At 42.1% G+C, this 17,379-nt stretch carries 11 protein-coding genes; 10 read left to right on the top strand and 1 reads right to left on the bottom strand.

Going from position 1 to position 17,379, the window contains the following annotated elements; genetic code table 11:
• Positions 1 to 17: 17 nt before the first annotated feature.
• Positions 18 to 1,388 (top strand): RagB/SusD family nutrient uptake outer membrane protein, encoded by a 1,371-nt coding sequence (locus tag I6J02_RS04830; RefSeq protein ID WP_201680689.1) that lies wholly within the window; start codon positions 18 to 20, stop codon positions 1,386 to 1,388.
• 54 nt (positions 1,389 to 1,442) lie between these two features.
• Here I6J02_RS04830 and I6J02_RS04825 read toward each other — a convergent pair whose 3' ends face one another.
• Positions 1,443 to 2,093, bottom strand: a complete 651-nt coding sequence (locus I6J02_RS04825) for a hypothetical protein (RefSeq protein WP_201680688.1) — start codon at positions 2,091 to 2,093, stop codon at positions 1,443 to 1,445.
• A gap of 241 nt (positions 2,094 to 2,334) precedes the next feature.
• Here I6J02_RS04825 and rhaT point away from each other — a divergent pair, with 241 nt between their 5' ends.
• From rhaT to I6J02_RS04780, 9 genes are all read left to right on the top strand, one after another.
• Complete coding sequence (rhaT, locus tag I6J02_RS04820) at positions 2,335 to 3,408, top strand: L-rhamnose/proton symporter RhaT (protein ID WP_201680687.1); 1,074 nt, start codon at positions 2,335 to 2,337, stop codon at positions 3,406 to 3,408.
• 23 nt (positions 3,409 to 3,431) lie between these two features.
• Positions 3,432 to 5,540, top strand: a complete 2,109-nt coding sequence (locus tag I6J02_RS04815) for a bifunctional aldolase/short-chain dehydrogenase (protein WP_201680686.1) — start codon at positions 3,432 to 3,434, stop codon at positions 5,538 to 5,540.
• A gap of 94 nt (positions 5,541 to 5,634) precedes the next feature.
• Positions 5,635 to 6,909 carry a TIM barrel protein gene (locus tag I6J02_RS04810; RefSeq protein WP_201680685.1) on the top strand — a complete coding sequence of 425 codons (1,275 nt, stop codon included), beginning with the start codon at positions 5,635 to 5,637 and terminating at the stop codon, positions 6,907 to 6,909.
• A gap of 27 nt (positions 6,910 to 6,936) precedes the next feature.
• Positions 6,937 to 8,310 (top strand): FGGY-family carbohydrate kinase, encoded by a 1,374-nt coding sequence (locus I6J02_RS04805; RefSeq protein ID WP_201680684.1) that lies wholly within the window; start codon positions 6,937 to 6,939, stop codon positions 8,308 to 8,310.
• A gap of 3 nt (positions 8,311 to 8,313) precedes the next feature.
• Complete coding sequence (locus tag I6J02_RS04800) at positions 8,314 to 9,480, top strand: alpha-hydroxy acid oxidase (RefSeq protein WP_201680683.1); 1,167 nt, start codon at positions 8,314 to 8,316, stop codon at positions 9,478 to 9,480.
• 237 nt (positions 9,481 to 9,717) lie between these two features.
• Positions 9,718 to 10,812: a glycoside hydrolase family protein gene (locus tag I6J02_RS04795; RefSeq protein ID WP_201680682.1), complete on the top strand. Its 1,095-nt coding sequence runs from the start codon at positions 9,718 to 9,720 to the stop codon at positions 10,810 to 10,812.
• Between the two features lie 36 nt (positions 10,813 to 10,848).
• Positions 10,849 to 12,294 (top strand): glycoside hydrolase family 28 protein, encoded by a 1,446-nt coding sequence (locus I6J02_RS04790; RefSeq protein WP_201680681.1) that lies wholly within the window; start codon positions 10,849 to 10,851, stop codon positions 12,292 to 12,294.
• 14 nt (positions 12,295 to 12,308) lie between these two features.
• Positions 12,309 to 13,730 carry a glycoside hydrolase family 28 protein gene (locus I6J02_RS04785; RefSeq protein ID WP_201680680.1) on the top strand — a complete coding sequence of 474 codons (1,422 nt, stop codon included), beginning with the start codon at positions 12,309 to 12,311 and terminating at the stop codon, positions 13,728 to 13,730.
• A gap of 2 nt (positions 13,731 to 13,732) precedes the next feature.
• Entirely contained in the window at positions 13,733 to 17,350 is a 3,618-nt protein-coding gene (locus I6J02_RS04780) for a DUF4450 domain-containing protein (protein WP_201680679.1), read from the top strand.
• Positions 17,351 to 17,379 lie beyond the last annotated feature (29 nt).

The raw sequence follows: 17,379 nt of genomic DNA, 5'->3' as shown, positions 1-17,379 counted from the left end.
GACTAAAAAGTATAATGATGAAAAATAAAATAATATTAATCTGTTTGGTTGCGGTGATAGTCACTTTGAATACATCGTGTAATAAGTTTTTAGATCGGGATCCGATGGGGCAGATCGCACAGGATCAATTCTTTAATTCAGAGACCAATGCAAATGCTGCCGTGTTAGGGACCTACCGCACAATGATGAATTCCTTTTCATTTGGTCAGTCGATTGTGATCGTACCGGAATTTTCGGCCGGACATGTCAGACATTCTGCGAGTTTTCCTGAATATCAGAACTTCGCAGAACATAAGATACAGGCTATAAATCCCTGGACGGCCAATATGTGGCAGGCGATCTATGCGACTATAAATGCGGCTAACCAAATTATTGAAGAAGTTCCGAACATGACTACTGCGATGATCACCGAGGAGAAGAAAAATATATTTGTTGGTGAAGCTAAATTTATCAGGGCATTGAATTACTTTTTTCTGGTTCGGGCTTTTAATAAAGTTCCCTTAAAGCTGACTTATACCAAAGAAGGTGATAATTTTGATATCCCTGAATCCGGAAAAGAGGAGCTGTACACTCAGATTGTTAAAGATTTAACAGAAGCTGTAGCAGTACTTCCCCAAGTTAATCCCAACACGGGTGATGCTGCCAAAGGAAGAGCCTCCTACTGGGGAGCGAAAGCTTTACTGGCAAAGGTATATTTATATCAGGCCGCTATTACCAATGACTATAAGAAATCTGCAGATCTCGCTAATGAAATTCTGACAACTGCCGGATTTGGTTTAGTAACGGATTTCAGTACGATCTGGACAACACAAAATACGAATGAGGCTATTTTCGAGATTCAATTTGATGATCAGGCTACAAACCCTCTTGCTGCTGTGGCCAACGATAATGCCAGTGTGCTGTTTTTTGCCAAAGATTCGACCATTCAGGATCTGTACACAGAGCAAGATAAGCGGAGAGCTTTCACAGTAAAAAAGGGGAGCAAGAATAATTATTTTATGGGAAAGTTTCCAAATTTCTCTCCGGCAAGTCAGAATCTGACGGTTATCCGTCTTGCTGAAATTTATTTAATACATGCAGAAGCGCAGGCAAGGGTAGATAATAGTGTCAGTACCGCTGCGTATAATTCGCTGAAAGCTGTACAGGATCGTGCAGGTGTCACTGTACCCATTAGCACGTATAGCAATCTGGAAACATTTATTACAGCTGTACAAGAAGAAAAGGAGAAAGAGCTTATGTTTGAAGGTGAAACCTGGTTTGATTTTAGCCGGACCAAGCTGGCTCTTAAAAAGTATGATACGCTGACTGATGAAAGGTATCTTCTGTATCCGATTCCTTCCGCTCAGATCGCTTTGGGAACAGGACTTACACAAAATCCCGGCTATTAACCGATAATATAAAGGATAAAAAGAGTATAAAAAAAGCGGGATTACCCGCTTTTTTTATACTCTTTTATTTATTTCGTCCTGTAACTGACGACGTAATTTCTGTTCATTTTCCATTGATTTTTTACGCAGTGTCTGCAATTCATCCTGCAATTGATCTGTGGTCTTTTTGTGGTCTACCGTATCTACTTTTGCTTTTCTGAATGAAGCCAGCGTGATCAGGAATAACAAAGCCAATACAATTATAATTGCCCACACCATAGTATGATATGTGGCTTTTGAAAAAGGGATTCCGATAAAAGATATGCTATCTGTTTTAGATCTTTCTTTTTCCAGTTCCAGTGATACATTTTTTACAGAGTCCTGGAGAGCTTTGGTATTGGAAGCAAAATTGGTAGAAGAAGACTTTAGGGTGTTGATCTCCTGCGACAGGCGGGCAATACTATCCTGTACATTTTTCTTGATGATATCCAGATTTTCCTTCCTTATCAGTTTGTAAGGGTCTTGGGTACGGGAAATATAATTGAGGTGTTGAAACTGACTTTCTATCGTTCCTTTTTTTAATCCGTCATTACTGTATTTAAAAGTAGAAGTCTGAGCAGTACTCCCCGACGGGAAAGATAGAATGGCAAATAGTAGAGTTGCCGAAATATAACAAAATAGTTTTTTGAAATTCATACAATCTGTTGTGTTATAGATAAGTTTCATATTCATATTTGGTAAAGATGACGCCTATATTTAGTTGCGAGTGCCACTAATATACAAATAAAACAATAAACCTTAATTTAAAATCAAGAGAAGCATTATTTTGCTTTTTCCGATATACCTTTTTCTCAGCAGTATTGTGTATTTATATCTGTAGCGCATACATGACAGCGCATAACAGTTCGCGAAGTAAAAAGTTATAATTTGCGGTATCTAATAGTATCAATATAACCCTATAAATTGTATGAGCTGGATTGCCGGTGTTTTTTTTCATTTTATTGGCGGATTTGCGTCCGGGAGTTTTTATGTACCCTATAAGCGGGTCAAAGGATGGTCCTGGGAGGCGATGTGGATTCTGGGAGGAATATTCTCCTGGGTACTTGTGCCACCTGTAGCCGCTTATCTGACGATTCCTGATTTTTTTCAGATTATTACAGACACGTCTTCTTCGATTATCGGATATACCTATTTGTTTGGTTTGCTGTGGGGAATTGGCGGACTGACGTATGGTCTTGGCGTACGCTATCTGGGTGTATCTCTGGGGAGCAGTATTATATTGGGCTTGAGTATGGTATTTGGAGCACTGATGCCTTCGATCTATTATTTTTTTAATTCTGTTCCGGGTAAACACGGTATCGATTTCTTTTTTACTACCAATTCAGGGATTTGTGTAATGATCGGACTTTTGATCTGTGTCGTGGGTATTTATCTATGTGGCAGGGCAGGAGTATTGAAAGAAAAAGGGCTGATGAATCTGTCAGGTGCTGCACAGTCTGAATATAAATTCGGATTAGGAATTACTGTCGCTATTGTTTCCGGAATTCTGAGTGCTTGTTTCAATTTTGGAATCGAAGCGGGTAAACCAATGGCTGATGTGGCCAATCAACTTTGGAAAGCTGCAAATCCCGGTCAGGGAGAATTTCTGTACCAGAATAATGTGACGTATATCGTTATTCTTTGGGGAGGATTTACTACCAATTTTATATGGTGTCTGTACCTGTTGGCTAAGAATAAAACATTTTCTGATTATACGAAATCTTCAGCACCACTTGGCAAGAATCTGCTGTTGTGCGCGCTTGCCGGTACAACCTGGTACCTGCAGTTTTTCTTCTATGGAATGGGAGAAAGCAGATTGGGTAACGGAGCCAGCTCCTGGATACTGCATATGGCATTTATCATTCTTATTTCTAACGCATGGGGCGTTATTCTGAAAGAATGGAAAGGTGTCAGCAAACCTACTTACCGTGCTATTATTGCAGGTATTGTGACTATAATCCTATCGATCTGTATCGTTGGATTTGCTAAAACTTTAGAATAATAACTATAAAAAATATATAAAAAGTGAAAACATATAAGCACGTTAATTACTTGTGGGATGATGAAAAGGCTAAATCTCTGGAAGGAGATGAAGTTGGATTATTACTGTATCGTTCCAATTTATTAGGATCCGATCTTAGAATTACCAACTATGGGGGCGGGAATACCTCATGTAAAGTCGTTGTGAATGATCCGTTGACAGGATCTGCGACAGAGGTCATGTGGATCAAAGGTTCGGGAGGTGACATTGGCACATTGACTAAAAGTGGTCTTGCTGCCTTATATGTAGAGCGACTGAGAGGACTGAAGAGTGTATACCGGGGGATCGAGCATGAGGATGAGATGGTAGAGCTTTTCAATCACTGCATTTATGATCTGGCTTCTAAAGCACCCTCTATAGATACACCTTTGCATGGATTTCTTCCCTTCAAACATATCGATCACTTACATCCCGATGCGGCTATAGCGATAGCAGCGGCTAAAGATGGTGAAAAGATCACGCAGGAATTGTTTGACGGCACGATTGGCTGGGTAGACTGGCAAAAGCCAGGATTTGATCTGGGGCTTCAGTTGAAAGAATGTCTGGATAAGAATCCTTCTATACGCGGTATTATGCTGGGTTCTCACGGTTTATTTATCTGGGGAGATACAGCTTATGAAAGTTATGTCAATACCTTAGATGTTATTGAGCGCTGTGCGGCCTATTTAGAAGATAATTATGGTAAAAAGGGACCTGTATTCGGAGGTCAGCAAATAGAAAGTCTGGCTGCTGATGAACGTGTGAAACAAGCTGCAAAACTGGCTCCGGTATTAAGGGGATTCTGCTCGAGTAAGCGCCATATGATCGGTCATTTTACGGATGATGAACGCGTACTCGAATTTATAAATTCCAGTGATCTGAAACGCCTCGCGCCCTTGGGTACAAGTTGTCCAGATCATTTTTTACGCACTAAAATTTCGCCTCTGGTACTGGATCTGGGAAAAGATGAAGATCTGTCCGATACAGAGGCTCTCAAAGCACGGCTTGCTCCGACTTTTGAAGCTTACAGAGCAATGTATACTGCGTATTATGAGTCCTGTAAACATCCAAACAGTCCTGCCATACGGGATGAGAATCCTGTAATTATACTTTATCCGGGCGTAGGTATGTTTTCATTCTCAAAGGATAAGCAGACTGCACGGGTGGCCGCTGAGTTTTACATCAATGCAATCAATGTGATGAAAGGAGCGGAAGCAATTTCATCGTATACTTCTCTGCCCCGTCAGGAAGCATTTAATATCGAATACTGGTTGCTGGAAGAAGCTAAATTGCAACGTATGCCGAAGCCTAAAGCACTATCGGGTAAGATCGCTTTGGTGACTGGCAGTGCCGGTGGAATAGGCAAAGCTATAGCTAAGAAATTTGTCAATGAAGGCGCTGTTGTCGTCCTTAATGATATGAATGCAGAGCGTTTGGCAGCTGTTGCAGAAGAATTCCAATCCACCTATGGAAAAGATGCTTTTTCGACAGTGGTACTGGATGTAACCCGTGAAGATCAGATTGAGCAGGCCTTGAGTCAGTGTGCACTGGCATTCGGAGGTGTAGATATAGTGGTTAACAATGCAGGTTTATCTATTTCCAAAACCATAGAAGACCATACAGAGAAAGATTGGGATCTGTTGTATAATGTATTGGTCAAAGGACAATTTTTTGTAACCCGGGAGGCTGTCAAAACAATGAAAAAACAGGCCATTGGTGGTGATATTATTAATATTGTAAGCAAAAATGCATTGGTAAGCGGGCCAAATAATGCCGGATATGGAAGTGCAAAATCAGCACAGCTTCATCTGAGCCGCTTAAATGCTGCTGAACTTGGATCCGCTGGTATCCGTGTCAATGTAGTCAATCCTGATGCTGTTATTTCAGATAGCAATATCTGGGCGAATGGCTGGGCAGAAGGCCGCGCTAAAGCATACGGGATAACTGTGGATGAATTGCCGGCATACTATGCAAATCGTACCCTGCTAAAAGAAATTATTCTTCCGGAAGATATTGCTAATGCCTGTTTTGCTTTTGCAGGAGGATTACTGAATAAATCTACCGGTAATGTGCTCAATGTTGACGGGGGAGTCGCCATGGCATTTGTAAGATAAGTATGACATTAAAGGATTTGGGGGAGAGGTATGAGAATCCTTTAATATATTTGATTTTGCAAGAATTACTGATTATAAACAAACAAACCGAACCATGTTAATTAAAGATAGTTTAATTGAGGAGTATAATAACCTGCATTTGGATGCACATAAACGCAGGTTTACATTTTTAGCCGAAACGCTTTCCAATACGGAAGAAATAATACAAAAATTAGGCGTCTTTCAGATCGCTATTCCAAGCTGGGCTTTAGGTACCGGGGGGACACGTTTTGGCCGTTTCTCCGGACAGGGAGAGCCCGGGACACTGGAACAGAAAATAGAGGATGTGGGATTACTGCATAAACTGAACCGTTCAAGCGGAGCAATCTCATTACATATCCTCTGGGATATTCCTCAGGATGCAGAAGCTATCAAGCAGCTGGCTAGCTATCACGGACTGGTATTTGATGCGGTCAATTCCAATACTTTCCAGGATCAGAAAGATCAGAAATACAGTTATAAATTTGGTTCTCTTCATCATGTAGATCCCCATGTACGGCAGCAGGCTATCGATCATAATGTGGAAGTGATCCGTCATGGTATTGCTTTAGGATCGAAAGCACTGACTGTATGGCTGGCAGACGGATCATCATTTCCGGGACAGTTGAACTTTAGAGAAGCATTTCAAAATACACTTTCTTCGTTGAAAGAAATCTATAAGCATCTTCCGGCAGACTGGAAACTGTTTGTTGAGTACAAAGGTTTTGAACCGTTTTTTTATTCGACAACTATTGCAGATTGGGGACAGTCACTGCTATTGGCCAATAAACTGGGGGACCAGGCCTATACATTAGTAGATCTGGGACATCATCTTCCAAATGCTAATATCGAACAGATCGTATCCCTGCTGTTAATGGAAGGTAAGCTGGGTGGGTTCCATTTCAACGATTCCAAATATGCGGATGATGATCTGACAGCCGGAAGTATAAAACCTTATCAGTTGTTTTTGATTTTCAATGAACTGGTCGAAGGTATGGATGCAAGAGGAATGGATCATGCTACTGGTTTAGGCTGGATGATTGATGCATCCCATAATCAAAAAGATCCGCTGGTGGATCTGCTGCAGTCTGTGGAGGCGATTAAGATTGCATATGCACAGGCATTGTTAGTAGATCGTGCAGCGTTAAAGGAAGCACAGCAGCAGAATGACGTTGTGAAGGCTCAGGAGATTTTGCAGGATGCATTCCGTACGGATGTGAGAAGTATTGTTGCCGAATCCAGACTCCGTGAAGGCGGCGCATTGAATCCGGTCGAGTTATATCGTCAATTGGGTGTTCGTGATATACTGACACAAGAGCGTGGTACCGGTAGTGTCGCTACAGGATTGTAAGAACAGTAATTTCATAAACTCAACCGTATGAAACCCATACCCGTTATAGCCGTATTTGATGTGGGTAAGACGAACAAAAAACTATTTCTATTCGATGAGAATTACAGAATAGTATTTGAGCGGTCTGCCCGGTTTTTAGAAACTGAAGATGAAGATGGCGACCCCTGTGAAAATCTGGAAAGCCTCAGACTCGCTGTTTTTGATTCGTTGCACGAAGTATTCCGTAAACCTCAGTTTGAGGTAAAGGCCATTAATTTTTCATCCTATGGAGCAAGCTTTGTCTACCTGGATGAAGATGGCCGGCCGTTGACGCCTTTGTATAATTATTTAAAGAATTATCCGGATGCATTAGCACAAAAGATATATGACCAATATGGAGGTGAAGAGACTTTTTCCAAAGAGACCGCTTCTCCTGCATTAGGAAGTTTAAATTCGGGGTTACAACTCTACCGTATGAAGGAAGAGAAGCCTGAGATTTTTAAGAAAATCAAGCATGCCCTGCATTTACCACAGTATCTGAGTTTTCTGTTGTCAGGACAATATTACGCAGACAAGACAAGTATAGGTTGCCATACCACGTTGTGGAACTTTAAAGATAACGGTTATCATAGATGGGTTAGTAGAGATGGTGTCATCGATAAGATGGCACCTATTTGTAACTCTGATGAAGTATTCAAGTCTGCATTTCCGGGTAGCCCCTATGTGATCGGAACAGGCTTACATGATAGTTCTGCTGCTCTGATCCCTTATCTGTTCAATTTTCAGGATCCCTTTATTCTGATTTCTACCGGAACCTGGAGTATTTCATTCAATCCGTTTAATCACAGTGAGCTTACTTTAGAAGAGTTGCGGGCAGATTGTCTCTTCTATCTGAGTTATAAGGGAACGCCGGTGAAAGCTTCCCGCCTGTTTGCCGGATATGAGCATGAGTTGCAAAGCAAAAGAATTGCCGCCCATTTTCAGGTATCTACAGCCAAATTCAGAACAGTGACGACCAACTGGAAAACCATAAAGCACTTGAAGTCTGTAGATTCTGTTAAAAAATTTTCAATTAAGACTTTTTCTGAACGAGATTTGAGTATCTTTGAGGACTATGAAACTGCTTATCATCAGTTGATCATGGATATTGTCGAGGTTCAGTATATTGCCACAAAAAGAGTAATGGATGAGACAAATATTCATCGGATATTTGTAGATGGTGGTTTCAGTAAAAACCCCATATATATGAGCCTTTTATCTGAAAAGTTTGAACACCAGGAGGTGTTTGCAGCTTCTATGGCACAAGCCACAGCTATCGGTACGGCATTGTCCATTCATCGCCACTGGAATAGCAACCCTATTCCTAATGATCTGATAGAACTGAAATTTTACGCAAAAAATAACTTTAAAACTGTCAGCTAATCCATGGAAAGTCCTAATTTACTAAAATACGATCCTAGATATCCTTCAGTTGCCGATTTAAAGAAAAGAGCAAAACAACGTATTCCTAAATTCGCCTTTGATTATCTGGAGGGAGGATGTAATGAAGAAGTCAATCTGAGAAGAAACGAACGTGATTTTGAGGATATCCTCTTAAAACCAAGTTATCTGCAGAAGTACAACGGAATCGATATGTCTACCACTATTTTCGGACATAAATACGATGCTCCTTTTGGTATTTCGCCAATCGGTCTGCAGGGATTGATGTGGCCCAATGCCCCGGAAATTCTGGCGAAAGCTGCGGCTAAACACAATGTCCCTTACATCCTCAGTACCGTTTCAACAAGCAGTATAGAGCGTATTGCGGAAGTATCGGGTGGTAAAGCCTGGTTCCAATTGTACCATCCGACGGAGAACAGATTACGGGATGATATTATTAAAAGATTACAGGATGTAGAATGTCCTGTGTTGGTTGTCCTTATCGATGTGCCTTCTTTTGGTTTGCGTTACAGAGAGATCAAAAGTGGTCTTTCGATGCCGCCTAAAATGAATATCAGTAATATATTTCAGGCGTCTATCCGTCCGGTGTGGGGTATAGAAACCCTGAGACATGGTATTCCGAGTTTTGCAACCTTACAGCCTTATATGGAAAAAGGGCTTAACATGAGTCAGCTGGGTCAGTTTATGAATCGTACATTCACAGGACGTGTAGATATTGAAAAGATCAAAGCGATACGGGATATGTGGAAAGGTAAGCTCGTGTTGAAGGGAGTTGTGACGGAAGAAGATATGAGAGCCTGTATAGAGATAGGAGTAGACGGAGTTATTGTTTCGAATCATGGCGGACGTCAGGTTGATGCAGGTGAATCATCGATTGCATCATTACAGCGGTTAGCTAAAGATCCTGAATTTACAAATAAGATCACTATCATGATGGATGGAGGGCTTCGCTCAGGACCGGATATCGGTCGTGCTTTGGCAAGCGGTGCCGAATTTGCTTTTATGGGCAGACCATTTATGTATGGTGTGGGAGCTTTAGGAACCAAAGGAGGTGATCATACTATTGCGATGTTTAAAGCGCAGCTTAAGCAAGTAATGGAGCAAGTCTCTTGTGAAAAAATTGTAGATTTTCCGAACGCCCTCATTAAATAGTTTTATAGCTACTATAAAGTATAAGAAGGCTGATTCATCATTTGAATCAGCCTTTTTTAGTGGAATATCTTTCTTCTGTAAAAGTAATGTGACGTAGATCGAAATTCAGGATGGTGCAGGATGCTGTTTTATGGAAGGTGGGTTATCTTGCGGTAAATAACCAATCAAAAAATTGATACAGCAAATGAAAAATGGAAACATTTTTTTTTGCTAACAACTGGTAAACCGGATTTTCTAATGATTTACAACAGAAAGAAATTTTTAACACTTTTTGCACAGACACTTGGGTTGATCGCTTGTCATTCGACAGTGCTTGGGCAGATCTCTGTTTTAAAATTGCGGGAATCAGCGTTTTCAAAAGGATTGAAATATATTGGCCGTGCATTAGAACTGGAAGGTTATTTTGTGTGGTGCAGTTCACCAATCTATGACAGCCAGGGCCAGGTACATGTATTCTTCTCCAGATGGAAGCAGGAATTGGGTATGGGGGGCTGGCTCAAAGGATCAGAGATAGTACATGCTGTTGCACCTTCACCGGATCAGCCTTTTGTGGTTAAAGAAACGGTACTTGCTCCGCGTGGAGCCGGTTACTGGGATGCCACCACTTGTCATAATCCGTCAATAACCCGGTTCAATAATACGTATTACCTCTATTATATGGGCAATTCTAACGGTAAGACCAATACCAAAAGAATTGGTCTGGCAACCGCTGAATCATTGGACGGACCCTGGAAGCGGACAGATCAGCCTATCCTGGAAGCAGGTGAAGAAGGGAGCTGGGATGACCATTGTACAACGAACCCTACAGTAATACAAACAGCGGATAAGGCATATTACCTTTTTTACAAATCCTGGAATACAGCCGACTATCTGGCAGAGAAAGGTGCCATACGTGGTAATCGTAAATATGGATTAGCCGTTTCATCTTCTCCAGAGGGGCCTTTTAAAAAATATGTGCAGAATCCTGTTATTGATTTTTCTGCAAAAGGAGGGAATGCGCAGTTTGAAGATGCCTTTGTGTGGATCGAAAAGGGTATGTTTTATATGATTGCCCGGGATATGGGTGTTCAGAGTCACGAAGACGGGTTATTGATGCGGTCTGCTGATGGTAAGAAGTGGTCTGAACCTGAGCTGGCTTTCCAGGCTATATCTGCATACACCAAAGAAGGGCCTTACCCGACATCTCTCAAACGTATTGGCCGGCTGGAACGTCCTATGTTGCTTTTAAATAAAAAAAATCAGCCTGAATGGCTGTTCGGAGCTTCTCAGGGAGGAAAATATAATACTTCTTCAGCAATGGTTTTCCGTTGTAATCCAAACCAGATTTGGTAATTTTTTTAAATTGTAACCTATTAAAACAACTATATCATGAACGTATTCAAATGTAATCCAAGAGCCTTCGCCCCCAAAGCCATGTTGATGGGCATCCTTTTGGTATTTGTTTCATTCACAGCTTTTGCTGCGTCAGACCCAAGCTGGGTAGGCAAGGTAGGCGCAAGAAATTTTAAGATCGGTAAGGCAGTCGTATATGCCAACGATTTTGGGGCCAGGGAAGATGGAAAGACCATAAGCACAAAAGCTATTCAGCAGGCAATAGATGCCTGTGCAAAAAAAGGCGGAGGTAAGGTGCAATTCCGGCCGGGCAAATACCTAACGGGTTCTATTTTTATCAAATCTGGTGTATTTCTGCATGTGGATGAAGGAGTAGAGCTCTTAGGTAGCCAGTCTTTGGAAGATTATCCACAAATCAATACCCGTGTGGCAGGCATAGAAATGGTCTGGCCTGCAGCTCTTGTGAATATTAACGGCCAGCAAAAAGCCGGAATTTCCGGAAAGGGAATCATTAACGGACAAGGCAAGCCTTTTTGGGATGCGTACTGGAAGTTAAGATCTGAATATGATAAGAAAGGATTGAGATGGATTGTGGATTACGATGCACAACGTCCACGCACTGTGATCGTAGACGGAAGTGAGGATATTATTATCAGAGACGTGACTCTGAAGCAGGCAGGTTTCTGGACGGTTCATTTACTTTATTCTTCCTATGTTACTGTAGATGGGATTATTATTAAGAATAATATTAATGGCATCGGTCCGAGTACAGACGGTATTGATATTGATTCATCTAAGTGGATCCGTATACAAAATGCAGATATAGATTGTAATGATGATAATTTCTGTATTAAATCCGGTCGCGACTGGGATGGTCTGCGTGTCAACAGACCGACAGAGTATGTCCTTATCACCGACTGTATATCCCGTAAGGGAGATGGTCTGATTACCTTTGGAAGTGAAACTTCCGGAGGGATGCGCCACATTATCGCGCGTAATCTCAAAGCACATGGTACTAAAGTTGGAATTCGTCTCAAATCAGCACGTAACCGGGGTGGAGTTGTAGAAGATATTCTTCTTGAAAATATACAGATGGACAGCGTCAGGACAGCATTTGAGATAACGCCAAACTGGAATCCGGCTTACAGTTATTCTAAACTGCCGTCAGGATATGATATAGATAAAGTGCCTGACCATTGGAAGAAAATGGTGACACCTGTAGAACCTGCAAGTAAAGGAATCCCAACATTTCAGAATATACAGATCAAAAATGTCTTTGTGAAATTTGCACAACGTGCTATCCATGTGGATGGTTTGCAGGAAAACCCCTTACAAAAATTCAGCCTTGAAAATGTTGCTATCACGGCAAAGACGGCAGGCGTAATCCGTCATGCTAAAAACTGGCAGTTGAACAATGTAAAAGTAACGTCTCAGGATGGAACAGAAGTCGTACTTGAAGATACTGAAAATATTAACCTATAAGCCCGTAAACTAACATGAAGAAGATCTTTAATCTCAATACTATAGCAGTTGCAGTCTGCATGCTGATCATGTGCTCAGCATCTGCGCAGGAAAAAGTGTGGACCGATGTTTCGCAGCCTTTACAGGAAATCGAAGCCTTGCGAAAAGTTATTGTCAGACCTACATTCAAAAATAAGGATTACAATATTGCCGACTTCGGAGCGAAAGGAGATGGCGTCACCAAGAATACAGAAGCTTTCCGCCTGGCTATAGAAAAATGCCATGCTGAAGGTGGTGGCCGGGTTGTGGTTCCTCACGGAGTTTTTCTGACGGGTGCTATTTACCTCAAAAGCAATGTCAACCTGCATCTTACCGATGGTACTACTATTTTGTTTAGTCGTGACAGTTCGGATTATCCTATTGTATTTACGCGTTGGGAAGGTATGGAATGTATGAACTATTCTTCCTTTATCTATGCTTATGGAGAAGAAAATATCGCCATCACTGGTAAAGGAACATTAGATGGGAATTCAGATAATGATAATTGGTGGTGGTGGTGCGGAGCCCGCAAATATGGATGGAACGAATCCAGGAGCGGAGAACAAAAGCCTGCCAGAGCCAGACTGCATACGATGATGCATCAGGAAGTCGATGCTAAACAACGGGTATTCGGAGACGGACAGTACCTGAGACCCAACTTTGTACAGCCTTACAACTGTAAAAATATCCTTATTGAAGATATCAGGATGATCAATTCGCCCATGTGGAATCTGAATCCTGTATTGTGTGAAAACGTAACTATAGAGCGGGTTAAAGTGATTAGTCACGGACCAAACAATGACGGTTGTGATCCGGAAGCCTGTAAAAATGTACTTATAAAAGATTGTTATTTCGACACCGGAGATGATTGTATTGCGATCAAATCGGGCAGAGATGAGGACGGACGCAACATCGGCCGTCCTGCTGAGAATCATATCATTGAAAATTGTATTATGAAAGACGGACACGGCGGTGTCGTTATCGGTAGCGAAATCGCTGGCGGAGCACGTAATATTTATGCGCTGAATAATAAGATGGATAGTCCTAATCTGGACCGTATCCTTCGGTTAAAAACAAGCTCGAGCCGTGGAGGTATTATTGAAAATGTCTTTATGAAAGATGTAGAAGTCGGCACATACAAGGAAGCAGCTGTCAAATTCAATATGTTCTACGAAAAACCAGGCGATCATATTCCTACTATCCGCAATGTATGGGTAGAGAATATGCATGTTAAAAAAGGCGGAAAATACGCGCTGATGTCAGCCGCTTATGAAAGTTCACCCATTAAAAATTTCCGCATGGTCAATTGTGAAATCAATGGTGTGAAAGAACCTTATATGGTGGATTATCTGGACAATATCATATTTGAAAATGTAATTATTAACGGTGTAAAAACAGAGGCTCCTGCAGGAAAGTAGAGATGAGATTCAGAAAGATACATATTGTTGGATTATTGGTGACGGGGGCTTCCTTGTGGGCTCCTGTTGCCTTTAGTCAAACAGCAGATTACTGGCATGGAAAAGAGCGGACCTTACATTACCGTCCTGACGGCCAGGATATCGTACTGGTAAAAGGTGTGCGTAAATTTAATCGTGCCCTGTATGGTACGAATACAGCCTTTCGTGTTGAAGCCGGGGACCGTCCTGAATTTGCATTATATATGCCCGGAATGGGGGGCAATCTGCAGTTTGTACTTCAATCGGGTAAGAAAATGATCCGGTTTGATGACCTTACACTGGCAGATGTTCGCTATACTTCCGGAAGTATGGTCTATACAATCAATGACAAAGTATTGGGCGGAGGGGAATTGCAGATTACCGTGTTGGCTCAGGCGGATGAAGAGGGGATGATCGTAGAAGTTAAATCAAAAAATGTTCCGGACGGAATAGCCTTGATCGCTGTATACGGAGGTGCAAGTGGAAAAACATTCAGTCGTGCCGGAGATATAGGAGCAGATCCGGAATCCAGTTTTTATCTGTTGCCGGAGTACTGTGAACATAATACCTACCAGATCAATAAAAGTAATTTTCAGGTATCCTACCCCAATAAAAAGGGAGAACTGCAATATCTGGCGGGATCATTTTCCGGAAAACCGGAGGTCAGACTGATCAATGCCTCTGCGTTGAAAGATGTAGATCAGTTGTGGACCAGTACTGCCACAACAACTCCGGCAATAGCCGCAAAATATAAACTGAATCAAACTGCAACTGCCTATGTTGCTATTCAACGAGGACAAGGCAAAGGAGCAAAAGCACCTCAGCTCTCTCTCCAGAAACTGTTTGATCAAAGTAAAAATAAAGTACAGACCTTAGCCGGACGTATACGTATACATACACCGGATGAACATATCAATACGGTCGGAAGTGCGCTTGCGCTTGCTGCAGACGGAATATGGGAATCGCCTACCTATTTGCATGGTGCTGTCGCCTGGCGTATGCGGCTGAATGCCTGGAGAGGTGCATATGTGGCCAATCCGTTGGGGTGGAATGACCGGGCAGAAGCCCATTTCAGAAGTTATGTCCATTCACAGGTTACAGATCCTCCCGAGGGAAAAGTCATAGCAGACACCGCACTTAATATTGCCAGGCATCTGGAAAAAATGGGTACAGCCATGTTCTCAAGTGGTTATATCTCCCGGAATCCGAACAACAATACAGTACCGCATCATTATGATATGAATCTGGTCTTTTTCGATCAGCTGTTTACACATTTTCAGTATACCGGAGACCGGACCTTTCTGAAAGAAGTCTGGCCGGCTATCAAGAGACATCTCGCCTGGGAAAAGCGGAATTTTGATATGGATGGAGATGGACTGTATGATGCCTACTGTGCTATCTGGGCCAGTGACGGTTTACAATATTCTGGAGGAGGCGTTACCCATACTTCTGCTTACAATTACCGGGGAAATATGATGGCTGCCCGACTGGCAAAAGTAATGGAAGAAGATCCAACTCCATATGAACGGGAAGCGGAGAAAATCAGACAGGCTTTGCTGGCAAAACTTTGGATCAAAGACAAAGGTTATTTTGCGGAATTTAAGGATTTATTAGGTGAACAATTGCTACACGATCAGCCCGGAGTATGGACGATCTATCATGCATTGGATGGACGTTTTATGGATTCATTTCAGGCTTATCAGGCATTACGTTATATAGACGATTATATCCCGCATATTCCTGTCCGCGTGGCTGATGCGAAAGATCAGGGCTTGTATACCTTATCCACAACAAACTGGCAACCCTATACCTGGTCAGTCAACAATGTGGCTCTGGCAGAGAATCTGCAGACAGCACTGGCGTACTGGCAGGCGGGAAGAGAGATGAAAGCTTTTGAACTCTGGAAAAGTAACCTTATTGAAAGCATGTTTTACGGAGCCAGTCCGGGTAATTTTCAACAGCTTTCGTTCTATGATGCAGAGCGGGGTGAATTATACCGTGACTTTGCAGATCCAATCGGAGTAGCTTCCAGAACTCTTTTTGAAGGTTTATACGGAATTCTACCAGATGCCTTAGCAGATACACTGACCATTCAGCCCGGATTACCTGTAAGCTGGGAGTACAGTACATTAGAAAGTCCGAATATTGATTTTGACTTTAAGCTCCATAACAATATAGAGCACTATACGATCAAACCTAAGTTTCAGCAGAAGATGAACTTAAAACTGGTTCTCAAAGCCAGAAAGGCAGGTGTCCAGTCGCTATCTGTTAACGGAACTCCGGCATCATGGAAAATTGTTGAAAATGCTGTGGGAGCAGCTAAAATAGAAATCTATGCGGCAAAAGCGGATCATTATGATGTTCAGATCCGATGGGCAGACCAGGAATTAGAAAAGATCAGTTATGTGCAGACCACTCCTGCAGATACACACCTTTCTATACAATCCGGTAAAGCACAGATTCAGGCTGTAAATGATCCGCAGGGACTGCTCGAAAGTCAGGATATAAGTAAAGGCACATTCCAGCTTAAAGACAAGCGCAACCGGGGAACTTTCTTTGTCAAAGTCAGACAACAGGATTTCAGCTGGTGGCAACCTGTAGATTTACGTATTGCAGAACCTCTGGAGCTGTCTGTAAAAGAAAGTCCGGATCAAACATCTGTAACGCTGACGATGAAAAATCAGTCCGGAAAACTGATTCAGGGAAGTTTGTTTATCGATCAAAAACAAGTACAGTCTGTTCAGCTGGCACAGCAGGAAACACGAGATCTAGTATTGCCGATGACCTTATTTCAATCAGGGACAAATACCCTTCAGATAGTGGAAAAAACAGGTACACTCGGAACCGTTCAGTATAGCAATTGGACATTACCCTTAGCGGCTAAAGTCGAGATAGTTAATCTGAAACCTTATTTTAATGATGCTGTTACACAGATTTTCCAGAATAAATACTGGAGTCCGCGTCCGGCATCACCGACATTGCAATTGCCTGTTCAGGGGATTGGAAACTGGTGCTATCCGAATACAACAGCGACTATTGATGATACCGGATTACGAGCTGCATCTGTCAACGGAGTATTTAACCTGCCAAATGGATTGTCTTTCGGCATCTCAGCTGCTAAAGGAAATAATATCGTCTTTACTTCTCAATGGGATAATTTTCCGACAGAAAAGGATATTCCGCTATCAGGCAAAGCCAGACATGCCTATTTCCTGATGGCAGGCTCAACCAATCCTATGCAAAGTCAGCTGATCAATGCCGTCATACAGATACAGTATACAGATGGAACGACAGCAGAACTGACCTTACGTAATCCCGAAAACTGGTGGCCAATAGAACAGGATTTTTCAGAAGATCCATATGCGTTCGTATTGAAGCAGGATCGTCCGCTCCGGGTACATCTGAAAACGGGAAAAGTAGTAAAAGGTGGCGAAGCGAAATATGTAGAAATAAAGGGATTTACAAAACGTGGTATTGACGGAGGAGCTGCAACAGTACTGGATCTGCCATTAGATGCTAAGAAAGAACTTAAAAGCTTGAAACTGAAGTCGGTTGCCAATGATGTTGTTGTGGGATTGATGGGCTTAAGTCTGTTGCGATAAGGTATTGTAAACCAATAATTACGCAGCAG

The organism is Sphingobacterium spiritivorum (assembly GCF_016725325.1).
Classification (GTDB): domain Bacteria; phylum Bacteroidota; class Bacteroidia; order Sphingobacteriales; family Sphingobacteriaceae; genus Sphingobacterium.
Note: the sequence above shows the minus strand (reverse complement) of the source record. Positions and strands in the feature narration are given on the sequence as shown.